General features: G+C 67.3%; 12 protein-coding genes. 5 read left to right on the forward strand and 7 right to left on the reverse strand.

The features are described 5' to 3' along the window. Positions 1-6: 6 nt before the first annotated feature. The 6 genes from CIB93_RS16240 to CIB93_RS16265 form a co-directional block, all read right to left on the reverse strand. Positions 7-462: a DUF6238 family protein gene (locus tag CIB93_RS16240; protein ID WP_096627552.1), complete on the reverse strand. Its 456-nt coding sequence runs from the start codon at positions 460-462 to the stop codon at positions 7-9. Between the two features lie 43 nt (positions 463-505). Then, positions 506-1,975 carry an SCO6880 family protein gene (locus tag CIB93_RS16245; RefSeq protein ID WP_096627553.1) on the reverse strand — a complete coding sequence of 490 codons (1,470 nt, stop codon included), beginning with the start codon at positions 1,973-1,975 and terminating at the stop codon, positions 506-508. 89 nt (positions 1,976-2,064) lie between these two features. Beyond that, on the reverse strand, positions 2,065-3,435 hold the full coding sequence (locus tag CIB93_RS16250; RefSeq protein ID WP_096627554.1) for an ATP-binding protein: 1,371 nt from the start codon (positions 3,433-3,435) through the stop codon (positions 2,065-2,067). A gap of 31 nt (positions 3,436-3,466) precedes the next feature. Continuing rightward, on the reverse strand, positions 3,467-4,153 hold the full coding sequence (locus tag CIB93_RS16255; RefSeq protein WP_096627555.1) for a hypothetical protein: 687 nt from the start codon (positions 4,151-4,153) through the stop codon (positions 3,467-3,469). Next, positions 4,153-4,461, reverse strand: a complete 309-nt coding sequence (locus CIB93_RS16260) for a DUF6112 family protein (protein WP_039649441.1) — start codon at positions 4,459-4,461, stop codon at positions 4,153-4,155. The genes CIB93_RS16255 and CIB93_RS16260 overlap by 1 nt, the downstream gene beginning before the upstream one ends. A 72-nt stretch (positions 4,462-4,533) precedes the next feature. After that, positions 4,534-5,661 carry a C40 family peptidase gene (locus CIB93_RS16265; RefSeq protein ID WP_257002220.1) on the reverse strand — a complete coding sequence of 376 codons (1,128 nt, stop codon included), beginning with the start codon at positions 5,659-5,661 and terminating at the stop codon, positions 4,534-4,536. Between the two features lie 638 nt (positions 5,662-6,299). On the opposite strand from CIB93_RS16265, the gene CIB93_RS16270 reads away from it, so the two are divergent. Both CIB93_RS16270 and CIB93_RS16275 read left to right on the forward strand, forming a co-directional pair. Next, entirely contained in the window at positions 6,300-7,061 is a 762-nt protein-coding gene (locus tag CIB93_RS16270) for a site-specific DNA-methyltransferase (RefSeq protein ID WP_096627556.1), read from the forward strand. Between the two features lie 153 nt (positions 7,062-7,214). Further along, positions 7,215-7,745 carry a proline dehydrogenase gene (locus CIB93_RS16275; protein ID WP_096627557.1) on the forward strand — a complete coding sequence of 177 codons (531 nt, stop codon included), beginning with the start codon at positions 7,215-7,217 and terminating at the stop codon, positions 7,743-7,745. Between the two features lie 86 nt (positions 7,746-7,831). On the opposite strand, the gene CIB93_RS16280 is transcribed toward CIB93_RS16275, so the two are convergent. Then, complete coding sequence (locus tag CIB93_RS16280; RefSeq protein ID WP_096627558.1) at positions 7,832-8,746, reverse strand: DUF5655 domain-containing protein; 915 nt, start codon at positions 8,744-8,746, stop codon at positions 7,832-7,834. A 214-nt stretch (positions 8,747-8,960) separates the two neighbouring features. On the opposite strand from CIB93_RS16280, the gene CIB93_RS16285 reads away from it, so the two are divergent. From CIB93_RS16285 to CIB93_RS16295, 3 genes are all read left to right on the forward strand, one after another. Beyond that, positions 8,961-10,028, forward strand: a complete 1,068-nt coding sequence (locus CIB93_RS16285; RefSeq protein WP_096627559.1) for a serine/threonine-protein kinase — start codon at positions 8,961-8,963, stop codon at positions 10,026-10,028. A 63-nt stretch (positions 10,029-10,091) separates the two neighbouring features. After that, positions 10,092-13,031, forward strand: a complete 2,940-nt coding sequence (locus CIB93_RS16290; protein WP_096627560.1) for a DEAD/DEAH box helicase — start codon at positions 10,092-10,094, stop codon at positions 13,029-13,031. Between the two features lie 5 nt (positions 13,032-13,036). Next, positions 13,037-17,956 (forward strand): Eco57I restriction-modification methylase domain-containing protein, encoded by a 4,920-nt coding sequence (locus CIB93_RS16295; protein WP_096627561.1) that lies wholly within the window; start codon positions 13,037-13,039, stop codon positions 17,954-17,956. The last annotated feature ends 3 nt before the right edge of the window (positions 17,957-17,959 follow it).

Genomic DNA, 17,959 nt, shown 5'->3' on the forward strand with positions numbered 1-17,959 from the left:
CGGTGGTCAGTGGCGGGTGAGGCCGGTGAAGGGGTCGCGCAGGTCGGCCGGGGTGTGGTCGCGGCGGACGCGGGTGGCGGTGGCCAGGTGGCGCTGGCACACGGTGAGGTCGGGTGCGCCTTCGGGAAGGCGGGCCCGGCACGCCTCCCGCGTGGGGAGGCGGCCGGTGAGTCGCTGTGGGGCTGCGTGATAGGCGGCGTGGAGGTGCTCGGCTGCCTGCCACAGCCGGACACGGCAGGCCCTCAGGTGATCGCCCTCGACGCCGGCCACCGGGGCGGTCCGCGCGGTGTGCGCATCCAGCAGCCCGTACAGGGCGACCAGGTGGGCGTGCAGGGAGTCCAGTTCGGTGCGGCTGGCGGCGACCGGGGCGACGGGCATGTTGATGGCCCGGTGGAAGTCGAGCGCGGCGGTGGCGAACGGGACAAAGTCCGAAGCCAGTTCGGGCAGGGGCTCGGTCGGCATGGGGTGCCCTTCGGTAGAGCGCGGTCGGTGGTGCTGGGCCGCGCTACGGGCGAGCGAGCGGCAGAGCGGCGTTGGTGAAGGCTTCGGCCTGCTGCCAGGTCAGCAGGCGCAGGTCGATGAGGGCGGCGACGGCCGCGGTCTCGACGGCGGCGCACGCGGCGTTGAGCTCCTCGCGGGTGTCCGCGCTCACGGTGAGCAGGCCGGTGAGGGCGACGTCGGCGTGTCCGGCGATGAGCTGGCGCTCGCGCTGCTTGATGTCGGCGTACTCGACCGAGTCCTCCTCGGAGTCGACCTGGCCCTTGCGGGCCCGCTCGGCGGCGTCCGCGATCACGGTGGCCTTCTTGCGCTGTACGTCCTTCAGGGCGGCGTCCAGCCCCTTGGGCTCGTAGGTCAGCGAGAGGGTGCGGCGCACGCCGGTGGTGAACAGGAGCTGGTGGAGGAAGCCGGGGCTGGTCTCGATGCGCGGCCAGTTCTCGATCCAGAACGTGGCGTGGTGGGCCGAGTCGGTCTGGATACGGTCGGCCTTCTCGACCAGGACGACCGGTCCGGCGGCAGTGGGGTTGGCCTGCGGACGGCCCGAGTCGGACCACCGGTCGAGGCCAGCCGACGCCTTGGGGTCGTACGCGGTACGGATCACGGCGGCGATCTCGCGCGCGGGCAGCCAGCCATTCGGTGTGAGCCCGGAGGTACGGGCGGACTGGTCGAAGGTGGAGGCGAGCTGGGCCAGTACGGCGAAGGCTCCGGTGAGTCCGCCGCCGGCCTGGTTGATCAGGCGGCGGGCGGCCTTGAGGTCGAGGGCGAGGGCGACGTACGCCTCGTGCGGGGCGGCGGCGGGGCCTGCGGCGGCCAGCAGGTCGCCGTAGATCGGACCGGCGAGCGGGGTCTGGGCGTTGCCGTGCTCCTGCCAGTAGCGGTTGAGCGCGTCGCCGGAGTCGGGGACCGTGCGCTCCAGCACCTGGACGCGGGCGATGTGCCCGCTGCGCGAGAGCGCGGCCAGCGTGCGGCCCCAGCCGGAGACGTTGCCGGCCTGGGCGGCCGGGTCGAGCAGGGCGAAGGCGCGGGAGGAGACCTTCACCACGGCCGTGAGGGTGCCGTGGTGCGGATCGTGCACCGCGCCGAGGCGGCCGTCCGATGAGGACACCACCCGCAGGGACGCGGCCGTGCCGGGCAGGTGGAGCAGACCCTCTCGCCGTGGCCGGGTGGACGGCCGGGCGAGCCAGACCAGCTGCCCCCGGAAGCGTCGGAGCGCGTATCGGATCGCGATCGGCGCCCAGTCGGCGAGCGCCCATCCGCGGTGGCGGATGAAGACTGCCGCGAGGACGACGGCCCACAGCGGTACGAGCTGGAGCGCTCCGGTCACACCGGAGGTGAGCAGCACCCCGAGCAGGAGCAGACCGCAGGTCGCGACGACGATCAGCTGAGGGGCCGACAGGCCGAGCAGCACGCCCCGGCGCGAGCGGTGAGGGAACTTGACGGTGGGCGGACCGTCGGGGTGAGAAGCGTCAGAGAGCATGGCGAAGCCGTCCTTGGAACATGAGGAGAAGGAAGAAGAGGAAGACGGGGTGGGCCGGGCGGGCCTCGGCCCACCCCGTCAGCTCCGGGCTACGAGCCCGAGCGGTCCGCTGGCCCGGGATAGATCCACCGCTGCGGGGTGGCGCCACCCTGCGGAGGAGGACCGCTGCGCCGCGGTGCCGGCGGGTCCAGGTGCGTGACCTGCGGCGCAAAGACCGAGGCGCCCTGTGGCGTAGGCCCGGAGAGCGCGGGCGCCGAGTCGGACGCCTCGCTGCCACCGGGGCGCTGGATGAGCGGGACTCCGCGGTCGCCGTCCGTGGGAGGACGGCGGATCAGCGCCCGGCCCTTGTCGCCGGTCGCGTTCGGATCCTCACCGAAGCGGAAGTGGGTCTGCTTCGGCTTGGCCTCACCACCGGATCCGCCCGTCGGGTCGATCCCGGAGGCGACGCCACCGGAGCCCTGGCCTGGCACCTTCGCCGGCCCCTGCGGAGCCCGCATTCCCGTGCCTGCCTGGACCGCGAGCTGCCCCGCGGTCTTCGCTGCGCCTGCGGCGACCGCCATGCCGGCGACACCGGTGCGGTGCAGATCGTCGTGGCCACCGCCGTCGGCCGCCCAGTGCACGAACTTGTACGTGGCGTAGGGGCAGAGCAGCACCAGGACCATCACGACGATGCCCGCGATCGCGTCCGACAGGGCGCTCAGCCCGTCGCTCGCGTCGGTCTTGCCCATGGCGGAGACACCCAGCAGGAACACGATGGTCATCAGGAGCTTGGAGACGATCAGGGTGCTGGTCGCCTCGATCCAGCCGCGCCGCCAGCGCCGCGCGACCTCCCAGCCGCCGCCGGCCCCGGCGAACACGGCCAGGGTGACCAGGACCAGGATGCCGACCTTGCGGGCGACCATCACCGCCCAGTAGAGGAAGGCGCCCACCGCGCAGCCGAGTGCGACGATGGCGGGGACGCCCCAGCCCAGGCCGTACATCGCCCCCAGCTCGTTGACCTTGATGATGCGGCGTACCGCGTCGTCCACGGAGCTGTTGGCGGCCTTGAACAGGCCGGCGCTGAGCGCGTCGACCACAGTGATCGCGACGGTGGTGCAGGCGATGGCGGCGAACGCGAACAGGACGCCGGCCACTGTTCCGTATACCGCCTGAGCGAGGGCGCGTTCGTCCCGGCGCCAGGCGGCGCGGGTGAGCTGGAGGCAGAACGTGCCGACGGTGAGGATGAGGCCGATGGGCAGGATCAGCTCGTAGTTGCTCCTGAACCACTCGGCGTTGAGATCGATGGCCGTGGTCCGGTCGACGGCCTTCGACGCCAGATCCGCTGAGGCCTGGGCCATCTCGCCCATCGACTTGGCGATCCAGGCGCCGATGCCGTCGGTGACGGCTTCGCCAGTCGCGCCGACGACACCGCCGACGGTGTCACAGACCGTACTCATCAGAGGAAGGTCGCAAGCTCCCATGAGGGTGCCTCCTTTCGCAGGTTGAGGGCGATCACGGCGCGACGTTCGGCAGGACGCCGACCAGGGCGCAGTCGCGGTCCGGTCGGCACTGGACGGCGAGGGTCGTCGAGCGGGACTCGGCTCCGGCACCGGAGCCCTTCCAGGCGATGGACTGCTTGCCGGTGACCGTGACGGCGTAGACGTACGCCTCCGTGATCGCACCGGGGTCCTGGGCCAGGGCGGTCTTGAACGCCTGCGGGAAGTGGCCCTCGCCGACCGTGGCGCCGGCGTGCTGCCCGTTGTCGTGCATCCGCGACCACAGCACCGGACTGGGCACCTGGTCCGAGACGGACTTCCAGTCCGCGTACTTCTTCTCGTCGGTCATCCACCGCTTGAGGCCGGCCATGTGCTCGGCCTGCGAGAAGGACCGGGTGTCGTACGTCCACAGGACCTTGGTGGCGGCCTTGGCGAACTCGATCGGATCCGTCGTCCTGGGCGGCGCGACCACCGCCACCCCGGCGTGCGTGGTGGCGGCAGGGGAGGGCGACGTCGAAGAGGACGCTGGCGCGGGGGTGGCCTTCGGCGCGGCCGGGCTCTCCGCACGGGTGACGTACGCGACCAGACCGGCGACGGCCAGCAGGACAGCGAGGACGATGCCGCCGATCGAGGCGCGGCGCAGAACCGAGGACGGGGCTCCGTGCCTCCGCCCCCTGGCGGAAGGGAAACGATTCTTCGGCATCAGTGAACCTGCGTCCCCATCGCCGAGAAGAACGCGACGACGCCGTTGGCCGCGCCGAGCAGGAGGGCGCAGCCGGCGGCGACGACCGTGCCCTTCTTGCCGTTGGCCTCGGCCTGGTGGCCTCCGCTGTGGTGGCCCCAGGCCCAGACGATGGCGGAGATGGCGAGGGCGCCGACCGTGGCGATGATGCCGAAGAGGTTGATGCTGCCCATGACCTTCTTGAGGACGTCGAGGCCGGGCAGGCCGCCCTCGCTCGGTGTGACGCCAGGGTTGTACGCCAGCATCTGGGCGTGCTGAATGAGCTTCATTGGAACTCCAGTACGAACATGGGCGCGCGAAGGCCCGGAAGGGGAGGAGTGAGAGGGGGAGGGGGAGGCCGGTCAGACGATCCGGCGGGCGGCGAGCACGTCCGGCCGCCAGTCAGCGAGGGTCGAGATCTTGACCACGTCACCAGTGCGAGGCGCATGCAGGATCAGGCCGTCACCGATGAACATCCCTACGTGTTCCGGGACTTGGGCCGTGCCGCGGGTGAAGAGGAGATCGCCCGGCTTGAGGGCGTCGACGCTGACCGTCTTGCCCTCCTTGACCTGCGTGTACGTGGTCCGGGAGATCGAGATACCTCCGGCCTTGTACGACATCTGCGTCAGGGACGAGCAGTCACAGCGGCCCATCGGGTCCTGGCCGCGCGGATCGGTACACGTGCCACCCCACTGATACGGAGTGCCGAGCTGGCCCAGCCCCCATCGGATGGCGGTGCGGACCGACGTGGGTGCATCAGCCGGGATCTTGTAGTCCTTGGGGACGGAGCCGGCAGGGATCGGACCGAACCTGGCACCGTCCTCGCCGGTGCCGCACGCGCCGGGCGTCGCATCCGTCGGGTCGGTCTTGTCGCCCGTGTCGGAACTCGACCCTGCGGACAGCGACGTGGCGATGGCCTTCTGCAGAGCCGTGGCCAGCGGCTCCCATTTGGCATACGCGTCGGGGAAGCCGCTCTTCTGGACCGCCTGCGCCGCCTGCGTGACGGTCATGGACTGCCAGCCCGGGACCTTCAGCAGCGCCTCGTAGAACCTCGTCGCGGCGTGCACCGGATCGCGGACCTGCTGGGCCGTCCCCCAGCCCTGGCTGGGACGCTGCTGGAAGAGGCCGAGCGAATCCCTGTCGCCGTAGTCGAGATTCCGCAGCCCCGACTCCTGCAAGGCTGTGGCCAGAGCTACGACCTGGCCCCGGGCCGGCACCTTCATGGCGACGCCGGTGGCCTGGATCGTCTTGGCGTTCGGGATCTGCTCCGAGGGATCGTCCAGCCCCGGGACGGACACTGTGGCCTTGCCGTCGCCCTTGAGGATCGAATCCACCTGCTTGGCGACTGCCGCAGAATCCACAGCCTGTGTATTGCCGTTCGCGCAGGCGGCCTGGGCGCTGGACGCGCCGGCCAGAGCCATCGCGAGCGGGGCGACCAGCAGCAGCGGGCCGAGAGCGACGGCCCCGACTATCGCCGCGCCCGCCTTCACGGCTGAGGGCCGTCCGCCGAACCGAGGGCGCAGGAGCCGGGCTCTGGGGAAGGGCGTGCCTGGGCATGCTGCATCAGCAGCTCCTTACTCGTAGGCAGCGCGGCACCAGCGTTCTCGTCGAAAAGGTCACCGGCACCGCACCGGTCGGAAATTCACAACCCTTGAGATCAGGGAATGGAGGCCCAGGGGTCGGGAGCGGCTAACTCCCGACCCTTGGGCGTCTCTCTACTGGAGGGCGGCAGCCAGCCGCGCTCTTAATCTCACGCGCCACATAGAGAAAACACCTCGCCTAAATATCAGACCGCTTCGCGGATGCTGCCCGTGTCGCCATCTGGACGAGGTAACACGCATCAACACAGCTCAACAGGCGGGAGGGTGACCCCAGTCCGTCGAACACGGCGAGACTGTAGAGACGAATTGCGGCCGCACCAAACGACGCCTTGCACGACGGCCGGGACCCGTGATGTGGCGGCAGAGCGTCATTAGGTGCGGCCGGGAATGGTGGCTACTCTCCAGCCCATCGCTCTCCTCGGGTGGCCTTTTCTTGGGTCTCCGGGAGCGACTTTCGCCGCGTGCGCAGAAATTCCGGGAGCGCGGAATCAGGCGCACGACCGTCTCGCAGAACGAGAGAACCGCACATGTCGTACACCCTGCACCGAGGCGACGCGCTGACCGCGCTCGCTGGCATCCCTGACAACAGCGTCGACGCAGTCATCACCGACCCGCCCTACAACAGCGGCGGCCGAACCAGCAGCGAACGAACCGGTCGCAGCGCCCGCGCGAAGTACACCTCGGGCGACGCCGAGCACGACCTTGCCAACTTCCCCGGCGAGAACCGCGACCAGCGCTCGTACGGCTTCTGGCTCACTCTCCTGCTCACCGAGTCCTACCGGGCGACCGCCGAGTCCGGCGCCGCGCTCGTCTTCACCGACTGGAGGCAACTGCCCACCACCACCGACGCGCTCCAGGCCGCCGGCTGGACCTGGCGCGGCATCGCCTCGTGGCACAAGCCGGTCTCCCGACCGCAGAAGGGCCGACTCAAGCAGTCCTGCGAATACATCGTCTGGGGCACCAAGGGCCCGGTCGACCCCGACCGGAACCCCGTCTACCTGCCCGGCCTCTACACCGCGAGCCAGCCCCGGAAGGACCGCGTGCACATCACGCAGAAGCCCGTGGAAGTGATGCAGGAGTTGGTGCAGATCTGCCCGCCGGGCGGGACCGTCCTCGACCCCTTCACCGGCTCCGGCACGACCGGCGTCGCCGCCCTGCGCGAGGGTCGCAAGTTCGTTGGCGTCGAACTCTCGGAGCATTACGCCAACATCGCCGAAGCACGGCTTCTGGAGACGATGCAACAGGCCGCACGGCGCGAAGACTTCGTTCTCGCTGGACCCGAGGAGTAGGGGCGCCTCGAGCGAACCGAACGTGCCGCCGATGGAGGAGGCCCCCGGACGTGAACGAAACCGTGGCTCAGCGACGGCTTCGATCAGAGTGTTGCGATCACTCCTGCTCCTGATCGAACCTCAACTGAACCTGATCGTAGGCAGAATGAGGCCATGGACGCTGGACTCACCGCGCTGCTTGGCGCCGCCGTAGGCTCACTTGCCACCCTCGGCTCCGCAATGGTCACCGGGCGCGCGGCAGCGCGCTCGCAGTTCGGCCAGTGGCGCCGGCAGCACCGCAGGGACGCCTACGCGAACTACCTGGGCGCGGTTTACGACCGCGATGTCGCCCTGGACGCAGTGCGCGACGCTCTGCGGGCGGACCAGCCGGACCTGCGGGACGTCGACGAGAAGATGGAGCGCTTCGCCGCCCAGGTCCGCGGCGTCCACCGGGCTGCCGAGTTTGTCATCCTCGAAGGTCCGCCTTCGGTGGTGGAGGCGCTCTATGGCGTGGTCCACGCGGCCGACGACCTCGCCGAGGTCATGCGACGGATGGTGCGTGATGCCCACGCGGAGGACACCTCACGCAAGGCGGCGGACACCACGCTCGCCGCCGAGCGGGAGCACCTGCTGTACCAGGCCGTGAAGGGCTTCCGAGCTGCGGCTGCCGACGTCCTCGGCGACAGCCGGATACGCGTTAGCTAGGGACCTGTCCCGGCGGGCGCAGAGCAGAGAAGGGCGGTTGTTCCTCCAGGCAGGCGGAACAACCGCCCCTTCCCATGTGCGGGCAGTCATCCAGCGTCGATGCTCCGCTGGATGAGCTCGGTAGCCCGTGCGAGGTCCTCCCGCGAGCCGATTCGGACCTCGACGCCGCCGCGGATCCCCAGGACCCCCACGCCGCGCATGTCCCGGGAGAAGCCGTCGTGCAGCTCCACGGTGTCCGGATCCAGCTTCAGGTTGACGACGAGCAGCCGGTTGCGCGGCTGCAGACGCACCGTGGCGACGTTGTTGATCCGGCGGTAGGCGATGTAGTGGAGCTGTGGCTCCTTGCGCACGTCCTGGTGCGACAGCAGCAGCTCGTCGAGGTCCGCGTACAGGGCCTTAAGTTCCTCGGGTGACTCGTCGAGGTACTGCTGGACCGACTTCGGCGCCACCGACGCGGCGCGTACGGATCCCGACATCCCGCCCCGCGGAGAGGCGCGGGTCCCGCCGGCCGACGCGATGAGCTGCAGTGTGAGCACGTCCTCAAAGACTCGGTACGTCACGAGGTCGATCCGGTGGCCGATCATCTCTACCGCCACTGTGTCGTGGCGCGTGAAGGCACCAGCGACGCAGACGATCCGAGGAGCACTCCAGTCGATCTCCCCGGCAGTCTGGTCTCCGAGCTTCTCCCGGGTCAGGCTCTCGAACTCGTGATGGTGGTCGTGGAGCCACCACAGGTATGAAAGTCCCTGGCTGATGACGTTCTGGTCGCGGTTCCGCTTGTACTCCACGATGACCGGCGTGCCGTTCTCGTCCAGGCCGAGGGAGTCGATCCGGCCTCCGTGATGGCCGGTTCGGTACTCGGTGGCCAGGAAACGGATGCCGAGCATCGCCTCCATGTTGGCCTCGATCAACCGCTGCAGCTCGACCTCCACCCCCACGGCCGCCCCCGGCACCTCCGTCGCCTGTCGGCCTCTCACCCTGAAGACCTTCAGGTTGCTCATGAGCCTCCCCGCCCCACCTTGATCGCTGGGAAGGAACAATCGAGGTCGGGGGGCGTTTATTCCGGCATGGGTCGGTACTCAAATAGGACTCGGTCGAGATCGCGAGAGGGCACGAGCGGAAGCCCGTGCCGCTGATAGCCTCTCGTTGTTGACTTGTGGTTCTTCGTGTGTTGTGCGTCACGTGTGTGCGCTCGGACACGGAACGGGGGCGAGGGTGTTCGAGCCGCTGCGGGACAAGGACCCCCGAGAGATCGCGGGTTTCCGGTTGACCGGGCGTCTCGGCCAGGGCGCGATGGGTGTCGTCTACCTCGGTTACCGCAGCCCTCGTCCTGTGGCGATCAAGGTCGTGAAGCCCGCGCTGGCGGACCAGCCGTACTTCCGCCAGCGCTTCGCCCAGGAACTGGAGGCCATCCGGCGAGTCGGCGGATTCCATACCGCCGCGCTCGTGGACGCCGATCCCGACGCCGAGCAGCCGTGGATCGCGACCGAGTACATCCATGCACCCTCGCTGGCGAGGCTGCTCGACCAGCATGGGCCGGTCAGTGAGCTCGGAGGCTGGTGGCTGGCCGCGAGCCTGTCCGAGGCGCTGATCCACATCCACTCCGTCCACCTTCTTCACCGCGATCTGAAACCCAGCAACGTACTGGTGACGACCCACGGCACGCGCGTGATCGACTTCGGTGTCTCCCACGTAGGCGGGGCGACCGGGCTCACGTCCGGAGACTCTCCCGTCGGAACGCTCGCGTACATGGCCCCGGAGCAGGCGAAGGACTCCCGTAAGGCGAGTGAGCCGGCCGACGTGTACAGCTTGGGCGCGACGATCGTGCATGCCGCGACAGGGCATCCACCGTTTTACGCTGATATGCCAGTTCAGCGGATGCTTGATACGGATCCTGACCTCTCCGGCCTGCCGGAGAGCCTGCGAGACGTGGTTGTCAGTGCACTGTCCTACGCTCCGGAGGACCGGCCCACGGCCCAGACGGTGCTTGAGGCAGCCATGGACCGGTTGCTGGAGCATGCCGTGACAGTGAGCGGTCCAATGCATCCGCCGCTGCCTGACACGTTCCTCATGGACGTGTTGCAGGTGGAGGGGACTCCTCCCGTGCCGCCGCCAGCGGCGGTGCAGGCTCCAGGGAATCCCGGGGCGGTTGCGGAGGAACCGGATATTCCGGCCTTGCCCGCCGAACCGGCCGCCGCGGGTGCGTCCAGCGGCGGGGGCGAGCCGTGGGCCGACCGCTGGCGTGGGAAGATCCGCGACCGCCGTTCCGACTTCGGCGGCTGAGACCGTCGGCCGCGCAACAGCGCATAACGAGGCAGTGTAAGAGTGAGTGAAGGAGAGAGCCCGGTGACCAGCGTGGTAGGCACCGCCAAGTTCGCCCCGGGCATGCAGGTGCGCGCGAGGGACGAGGACTGGCTGGTCGTCGAGGTGTCCGAGACGGCACAGGACGGGACAAGGCTGGACGTCCGAGGGATCTCCCCGCTCGTACGCGACCAGCGAGCTGTCTTCTTCGCCCACGAGTCGCTGGACAAGGTCACGCCCCTTCGGCCCGAGGACACCGACCTGGTGGTCGACACATCCCCGGAGTGCCGGCGCTCCCGACTGTTCATCGACGCTCTGATCCGCAAGACCCCGCTGCCGCTGGCCGAGCAGCGCCTCGCGACCGTCGGCACGCACTTGGTCGACGACCTCGCGTACCAGAGGGAGCCCGCCAGAGCCGCGCTGAAGGGGCTGCGGCCCAGGTTGCTCATCGCCGATGCGGTCGGGCTGGGCAAGACGCTGGAGGTCGGGCTGCTCCTCTCGGAGCTCATCCGACGGGGGCGGGGCGAGCGCATGCTCGTCGTGACACCCAAGGCGATCTTGGAGCAGTTCCAGCACGAACTGTGGACGCGCTTCGCCATCCCTCTCGTACGCCTGGACTCCAGCGGTATCGAGCGCATCCGGCGGAACATTCCAGCCGGTCGCAATCCCTTCTCGTACTACAAGCGTGCGATCATCTCCATCGACACGCTGCGCTCCGACCGGTGGCGCAGCCACCTCATGCAGGTCACCTGGGACGCCGTCGTCATCGACGAGTCCCACAAGCTGATCAACAAAGGCACGAAGAACAACCGGCTCGCGGGACTGCTCGCACCGAGGACCGATGCTCTGATCCTGGCCAGCGCCACGCCGCACAACGGTGAGCGTGAGTCGTTCGGGGAGTTGCTGAGCCTGCTGGACCCGACCGCCATCCCCGACACCAGCGACTACGACGAGTCGCAACTCGGTCACCTCTACGTGCGTCGGCACAAGATGTCGCCGGATGTGTCGGCGGAGATCGGCCACAAGTGGAAGAGTCGCAAGAAGCCCGAGGCTTTCGACTGCCCCGCGAGCGACGCAGAGCAGAGGATCTTCGAGGAGCTCTACGACGTCTGGATCAACCCTGGGCAGGGCCGGTCGGCTCCGGTGAGCGGCAAGGGTGCCCGCCTCTTCCCCTACACCCTTCTGAAGGCGTTCCTCTCGTCACATAGGGCGCTGGCCGAGACGGTGAAGAACCGGATCGAGGCCATCGACAAGGACATCAAGGAGAACCCGGACAAGCGGGAGCAGCGTGCCGCTGAACGGTCGGCGCTCGTAAACCTGGGCGAGCTCGCTGCCGAGCCCACGGTTCAGGAGGCTGCCAAGTTCCGCCGTCTGGTGGCCGAGCTGAAGGGCCTGGGGGTCGGCCCAGGGTCCGGCACTCGCGTCGTCGTCTTCTCCGAACGCCGTGCCACGCTGAAGATGCTCCACGAGGCCCTGCCTGCAGAACTGGGCTTCGAGGCGAGCACGGAGAGGACCGGCGGCGCGATCCGACAGCTGCACGGAGGGCTGTCCGACGATGAGCAGCAGAGGATCGTCAAGGACTTCGGCCTGGCGGACACCGACCTTCGGATCCTCCTCACTGGCGATATCGCATCCGAGGGCGTCAACCTGCACCGCCAGTGCCACCAGATGATCCACTACGACCTGCCTTGGTCGCTGATCACCATTGAGCAGCGCAACGGCCGCATCGACAGGTATGGGCAGGAAGAGCACCCGGAGATCCGCGCCCTGCTGCTGGTCCGCCAGGACGAGGATCCGGCCGTCCCGTCTGCGGACCGACTAGTGTCGCGCCGACTGCTTGAGCGCGAGTACGAGGTTCACCGCACTCTGGGCGAGGCCGCCTCCATTCTTGGCCTGCGAGATGAGGACGCGGAGGAGGACGCGATCAAGACGGGCCTCGCGGACGGCAAGACGTTCGACGAGATCGTCCCGGCGCAGCCGGACGACCCCTTCGACCTCTTCATGGCCCAGCACACGGTCGACGGGACGGGATCGCATTACCACGTGCCCCAGTTGTTCGCCTCCACGCGGGCCTTCGTGGAAGAGGCGCTCGACGAGGTGTACGACGAGAGCCCCCAGGCGAAGATCGGCATGCAGTGGGCTGAGGACCACCCCGAGATGCTCTCGTTCAGTCCTGATCGTGAGCTGCAGCGGCGGCTCCTCGTGCTGCCCCAGACCTACCTTGACGAGCGCGGCGTTCTTGAGGAGCTTCGGGTCACATTCGACCAGACATTCGCCCAGCAGCGGCTGGAGCGCGCCCGGGAACTGAGCGGTGAACGGCCCAAGGGCACGATCACCAAGCAGACGCGGCGCGAGACGTCCGGATGGCCGGACGTCAGTTTCGTGACCGACCAGCACCCGCTGGTGGAGTGGCTCACCGACAAGGTCCTGGTCCGCCTCACCCGCAACACCGCCCCCGTCATCACGGCCAACGTCGACGGCCCCAAGTTCCTGATGCAGGGCATGTACTCCAACGCCAAGGGCCACCCGACGGTCCTCGCCTGGTCGTGCGTGAGCGGCCTGGAGCACGGAGCCCCCGAGTTCGACGACGACCTGGTCAAGGTGCTGAATGAGGCAGGGGTGGCGCCGAAGATGCTCAACCGCCCCTTCGCGGGAGACCTGGACGTGCTGCGGGCCTTGGTGCCGGACGCTGTCGCGGCCACCCGCCGGCATCTGACCAAGCTGCGTGCCATCCAGGAAGAACCACTCATCGAGCGGTTGGTGGAGTACGAGAAGCGCCTGCAGGCATGGCGCAAGGCGAGCGAGACGGCCTTCGAGCAGCTCACCTTCGGTTTCCGCCGTGACGATGCAGAGCAGCGCGTCGAGAAGACGGCCATAGAGGTCGAGCAGCTCATCGAGGACCTGGCCACGCAGGGCGAGGCGATGGTCCGCGTGATCGGGGTCCTCGTCCCGGCCACTGGGACCGGCGAGAAGAAGGAGGCGTAACCGCCATGGCATTCGAAGCGATCGTCAACCGCGGTGAGTACATCTCCGCCCACTATCTCGCCGAGGTCTTCTCCAAGGACCTCGTGGACCTGCGTAAGCGCTGGACGGCGGCCGACCGGGCAGGGTTGCCCACCTCCCGTTCGGGCATGCGAAACCTAGGGCGCAGCTACTTCAAGGCCAAGGTCCGGATCACTGAGAAGGGCGACTCCGACGGATCCGAGCTGCGTAGCCTCAACGACACACTGCTCGCTGCTCTCGCCTACACCTCCCTTAACAGTGAGCAGCCGCGACGCGACGACACCCACGTCAGGATCTCGCGTGGTGCCTTCGAGGTCCTCCACGCCGACAAGGCCAGGGAAGTACCCGTCGCCTTCGCCGTGAAGGGACCGGGCGGTGTCGAACTCGTCGCCCTGGATGTCACGTGGAGCACGGACGCCGAGCTCGTCGTCTCCGACGTCGAAGACGGAGGCGCCGAACTCCTGACCCCCATTGCGCTGGACGGCAAGCAGGAGATCACCAGCGCAGCGGACGCCGTCACCTTCCTCTTCGGCTGCGACGACGCCTACGCGCCGCGGTTTGTACTGCTCCTCGCCGGCGGGGCCGTGCTGCTCGCTGACCGCACGGCATGGCACGAGGGCCGGTTCCTCGGTGTCAGCGTGGATGCCGCGCTCGACCGAAACCTGGCCGGCGACGGCGGCGAACTGGAAGCCGTCTCCGCGCTGTTCGGCGCCGAGTCTCTGTTGACTGAGGGCGGCGCCGCCGGATTCCTCGATAACTTGGTCGATAACGGCCGCAAGCATGCGGTCGGCGTCTCCAAGGAGCTGCGAGAGGGCCTGCGTGAGTCCGTCGAACTGATCGCCCAGGAAATCCTGAATAGGATCCATGACCACCCTGCGGACCCGGCCGAGCTCGGTGACCGCGACGAACTGGCCACCCGACTCACCCGTGAGTCACTGCGTTACCTCTATCGCATCCTGTTCCTGCTGTATGCCGAAGCCCGCCCGGAACTGGGGATCCTGCCCAGCAAGGACGATGCCTACCAGGACGGATACGGATTGGGGCGACTCGGCGAGCTGGTCTCCTACGACCTGCCCGAGGAGTCCCAGGACAGGTTCCACTTTTACGAATCCCTGGACCTGCTTTTCCGTCTCGTCGACCAGGGCCACCGTGCTCTGGAAGACCGTGAACTGGTCGACCGCGAGACGCTGGACGCCGACGGCATCCGCTTCGAGTCGCTGCGCAGTGACCTGTTCAAGGCCGACGCCACCCCGCTGATCGGCACCGTGCGCATCGATGACGAGAAGGTGGACACCCGGCTGCGCAACAAGGTCCTTTGGCAGGTACTGAACCTGCTGATGCTCAGCCGGGGCAAGAACGGCAAAGGCTTCATCTCGTACGCCCAGCTCGGCATCAACCAGCTGGGAGCGGTGTACGAGGGGCTCATGTCGTACACCGGTTTCTTCGCAGATGAGGACCTGTACGAGGTCGCCAAGCCGGACTCCGACGGCCTGGCCGGCACCTGGGTCGTCCCGCAGAGCGAAGCCGAAAACTATGACGACGACGTCTTCGTCAAGCGCCGCGACCCGATCACGGGCGCGTTGAAGCGCGTCGAACACAAGAAGGGCTCGTTCGTCTACCGTCTCTCGGGCCGTGAGCGCCAGCGCTCCGCCTCCTACTACACCCCCGAAGTTCTCACCCGCAGCACGGTCAAGCACGCCCTGGCCGAACTCCTCGACCAGAATGGCGAGACTACCGCCGCCAGGGACATCCTCGACCTGACCGTGTGCGAGCCGGCTCTCGGCTCGGGGGCCTTCCTCAACGAGGCGATCAACCAGCTCGCGGCTGAGTACCTCAAGCGTCGCATGGACGAACTGACCGTCGAGCGGGGCCAGGAAGTGCAACTCCCGCCGGACCGCTATGAGGCGGAGCTGCAGAAGGTCAAGGCGTACCTGGCTCTGCACAATTCGTACGGCGTGGACCTCAACCAGACCGCCGTAGAACTGGCTGAGGTCTCGCTGTGGCTGAACGCGATGCACGAGGGCCTGAAGGCTCCGTGGTTCGGCCTGCATTTGCGACGCGGCAACTCCCTCATCGGCGCCCGACGGGCGCTGTACGAGAAGGGGGCGCTGAAGCGGAAGGCATGGCTGACCACAGTGCCGATCGACCGACCTCTCCGGGAGGACGCCGAAGACAGTGCCTATCGCGCTGGCGAGGAAATCCACCATTTCCTGCTTCCAGCCAAGGGCTGGGGTGCGGTCGCGGACGCCAAGCAGGCCAAGGAGCTTGTACGGGAGGAGCGGGACAGGCTTGCGGAGTGGCGCAAGAAAGTGGCGACCACTCCGTCCGTGACGCAGACCAAGCGGCTGCTGGCGCTCGCGGGGCGTGTTGAGCGGCTGTGGGAACTGACCAAGCGCCGACTTGTCGTGTCGGAAGCTGAGGTCCGCCGGGAGGTCGACGTGTGGGAGGTCGACGAAGAGCGGCCTCTGCCGCAGTCCTCGGGGGCTGTCTCGCGTGAGCAGGTCGAGCAGGCACTTCAGCAGCCGGGCGCCCCGCGCGGACGGCTGAAACTGGTGATGGACGCGTGGTGCGCTCTCTGGTTCTGGCCCGTGGGACAGCTGAATACCCCGGAACCGCCGACCTTCGAGGAGTGGCTAGAGTTCTGTGAAGCTGTTCTTGGGGTACCTCCAGCGAAGGCGAAAGCGAAAGAGGTGTCAAGCAACGCAGCACGTAAGCGAGGGGTCGCTGCTGGTCTGGAGGACAATCTTGGCCTGTTCGCCGACATTGGAGACTTCGAACAGCTTGCACTAGATGACGACTTCGACCGCGTCATGAGCCAGTGTGCGGACATGCCGACGGTGGCGCTTCGTTTCCCTTGGCTCGGCGAGGTCGACGCGATTGCTCGGCGGGAAGGATTCTTCCACTGGGAGCTGGAGTTCGCACATATCTTTGAGCAGGGTGGGTTTGATCTCCAGGTAGGGAATCCACCTTGGGTCAAGTTCGAGTGGGATGACGACCTTGCGGTCGCTGAGCATGATGCCTGGTTTGGGCTCGCCGATAATGCGCCTGTTCAGGCAAAGGCTGAGCGCAAAGAGAAAGTGCTATCCGAGTCGTCTGCTCTGGGTGCCTACTTGCTTGATCTGGCCTCATGGGCCGGGGTCAGCGAACATCTGGGATCCTCAGTGGACCACGCACTTTTGTCCGGGATGAAAACGAACCTGTACATTAGCTTCATGGAGCGGGCGTGGCGCAACATTCGCCAGCATGGGTCTATCGCGCTGATCCACGAAGAGAATCACTTCACCGTGCCGAGTGGAGGGGCGTTCCGGGCGGCTACATACGCTAGGCTCCGGCGCCATTTCCAATTCGGAAACAACATCCTCTTGTTCGAGGATGTAGATAACAATAAGAACTTTGGCGTTAGTGTCTACGGTCTGCCGAGAGATATCAAGTTCCTGCAGATTGCGCGAGCGGTTCACCCGTCGATCGTCGATCAGTCGTTTGACCACAAGGGGCAAGGCGAGCTGCCGGCGATCCAGTTCCCAGAAGGTGGCTGGGATATGCGACCGCATGTAAAGCGCATCGTGCGAGTGACGCGTGAAACTCTTGCTGACTGGGCGGCGCTGGTGGACCCGCCCGGCACGCCTGCAGAGCAGGCGCGGACGCTCCGTCCTGTAACGGTTGCCGAAAACGAGGTTCTCCGCGCGCTCTCGCGATTTCCGGCGAGGGTGCAGGGGAGGAAGTTCTGGTGGTCGCTGGAGCTCGATGAAGGGAAATCCAAAAAGGATCGCGTGATTGAGTGGAGGACTCGCAGGCCAGATTCTTGGGAAGAGGCGGTGTTGCAGGGGCCGCACTTCTCTGTCGCGACTCCATTTGCCAAACAGCCAAATCGGGAGTGTAAGTCCAATAAGGACTACTCGGTGTGGGACCTGGAGTCGATTCCGGAAACAGTCCTGCCGCGGGTGAACTATGCGCGATCGTGCACTCGCGATGAGTTTCTAGCGGCGCTGCGTTCCTGGGAGGGGACTCCCTCACGTGAGTTCTTCCGTCTTGCCTGGCGGAACATGGTGACATCCAATACGGAACGATCTCTGCATGCTGCTCTGATCCCCCCTGGCCCTACGCATGTTCACACCGTTCACACTCTCGCCTTCGAGTCTAATAGAGGAACGGGTGTTCTGGCTGGACTATGGGCCTCCCTTCCGATGGATTACCTCGTGAAGGTTTCGGGAGCATCAAAGGTCAGCATGGAAATGGCGCGAAGTTTCCCGGCTCCTTTCGAGCATCCCCTCACCGTCCCGCTTCTCCTTCGTACGCTCCGTCTCAATTGCCTGACCCGCGATTACGCGCCCTTGTGGAAAGAGCTGTTCGAGCCCGCCTGGCTCTCGGACCGATGGACGGCCCCTGGGCCGTCTCATCTGAAGATCCAAGGCGTCGAGCCGTCGTGGTCTATGGCGACGCCGCTGCGCACGGAATACGACCGGCGCATGGCGCTGGTCGAGATCGACGCGATCGTCGCGGTGATGCTCGGTCTGACCGCCGAGCAGCTTTGTGCCATGTACCGGTCGCAGTTCGCGGTGCTCCGTAAGTACGAGTGGGAGATGTTCTTTGCCGCGGACGGGCACAAGATTGGTGCGGCGACCCACAACGTCGGGATCCGCCAGACCCCGGAGGAGGCTGCTTTCGTCAAGGCGTGGGTGAAGGCCGCTCGCGCCGACGATCCGACGCCCGAGATGCCCGAAGGCTGGGTGAAGCCCGACCGTGAGGCCGAGATGACCCGCGCCCACGCGGACTTCACGGCCCGGTTGCTCGCTGGCGAGTACGGGGACTACGCCGCGTACGCCGCCGAGCACGGGGATCACGGAAACCTTCTCGGTGAGCCCGAAGCCGAGCAGGCTCCCTCTGACGTTCCGGTAGAAAGCAGGTAAGTC

The sequence above is a fragment of the Streptomyces sp. WZ.A104 genome (assembly GCF_002382885.1).
Taxonomy (GTDB): Bacteria; Actinomycetota; Actinomycetes; order Streptomycetales; family Streptomycetaceae; genus Streptomyces.

Coding starts and splice junctions, on each gene's coding strand:
- CIB93_RS16255 (WP_096627555.1), bottom strand. CDS start 4,153: ATGCCGAAGAATCGTTTCCCTTCCGCCAGGGGGCGGAGGCACGGAGCC.
- CIB93_RS16260 (WP_039649441.1), bottom strand. CDS start 4,461: ATGAAGCTCATTCAGCACGCCCAGATGCTGGCGTACAACCCTGGCGTC.
- CIB93_RS16295 (WP_096627561.1), top strand. CDS start 13,037: ATGGCATTCGAAGCGATCGTCAACCGCGGTGAGTACATCTCCGCCCAC.
- CIB93_RS16280 (WP_096627558.1), bottom strand. CDS start 8,746: ATGAGCAACCTGAAGGTCTTCAGGGTGAGAGGCCGACAGGCGACGGAG.
- CIB93_RS16245 (WP_096627553.1), bottom strand. CDS start 1,975: ATGCTCTCTGACGCTTCTCACCCCGACGGTCCGCCCACCGTCAAGTTC.
- CIB93_RS16250 (WP_096627554.1), bottom strand. CDS start 3,435: ATGGGAGCTTGCGACCTTCCTCTGATGAGTACGGTCTGTGACACCGTC.
- CIB93_RS16270 (WP_096627556.1), top strand. CDS start 6,300: ATGTCGTACACCCTGCACCGAGGCGACGCGCTGACCGCGCTCGCTGGC.
- CIB93_RS16240 (WP_096627552.1), bottom strand. CDS start 462: ATGCCGACCGAGCCCCTGCCCGAACTGGCTTCGGACTTTGTCCCGTTC.
- CIB93_RS16275 (WP_096627557.1), top strand. CDS start 7,215: ATGGACGCTGGACTCACCGCGCTGCTTGGCGCCGCCGTAGGCTCACTT.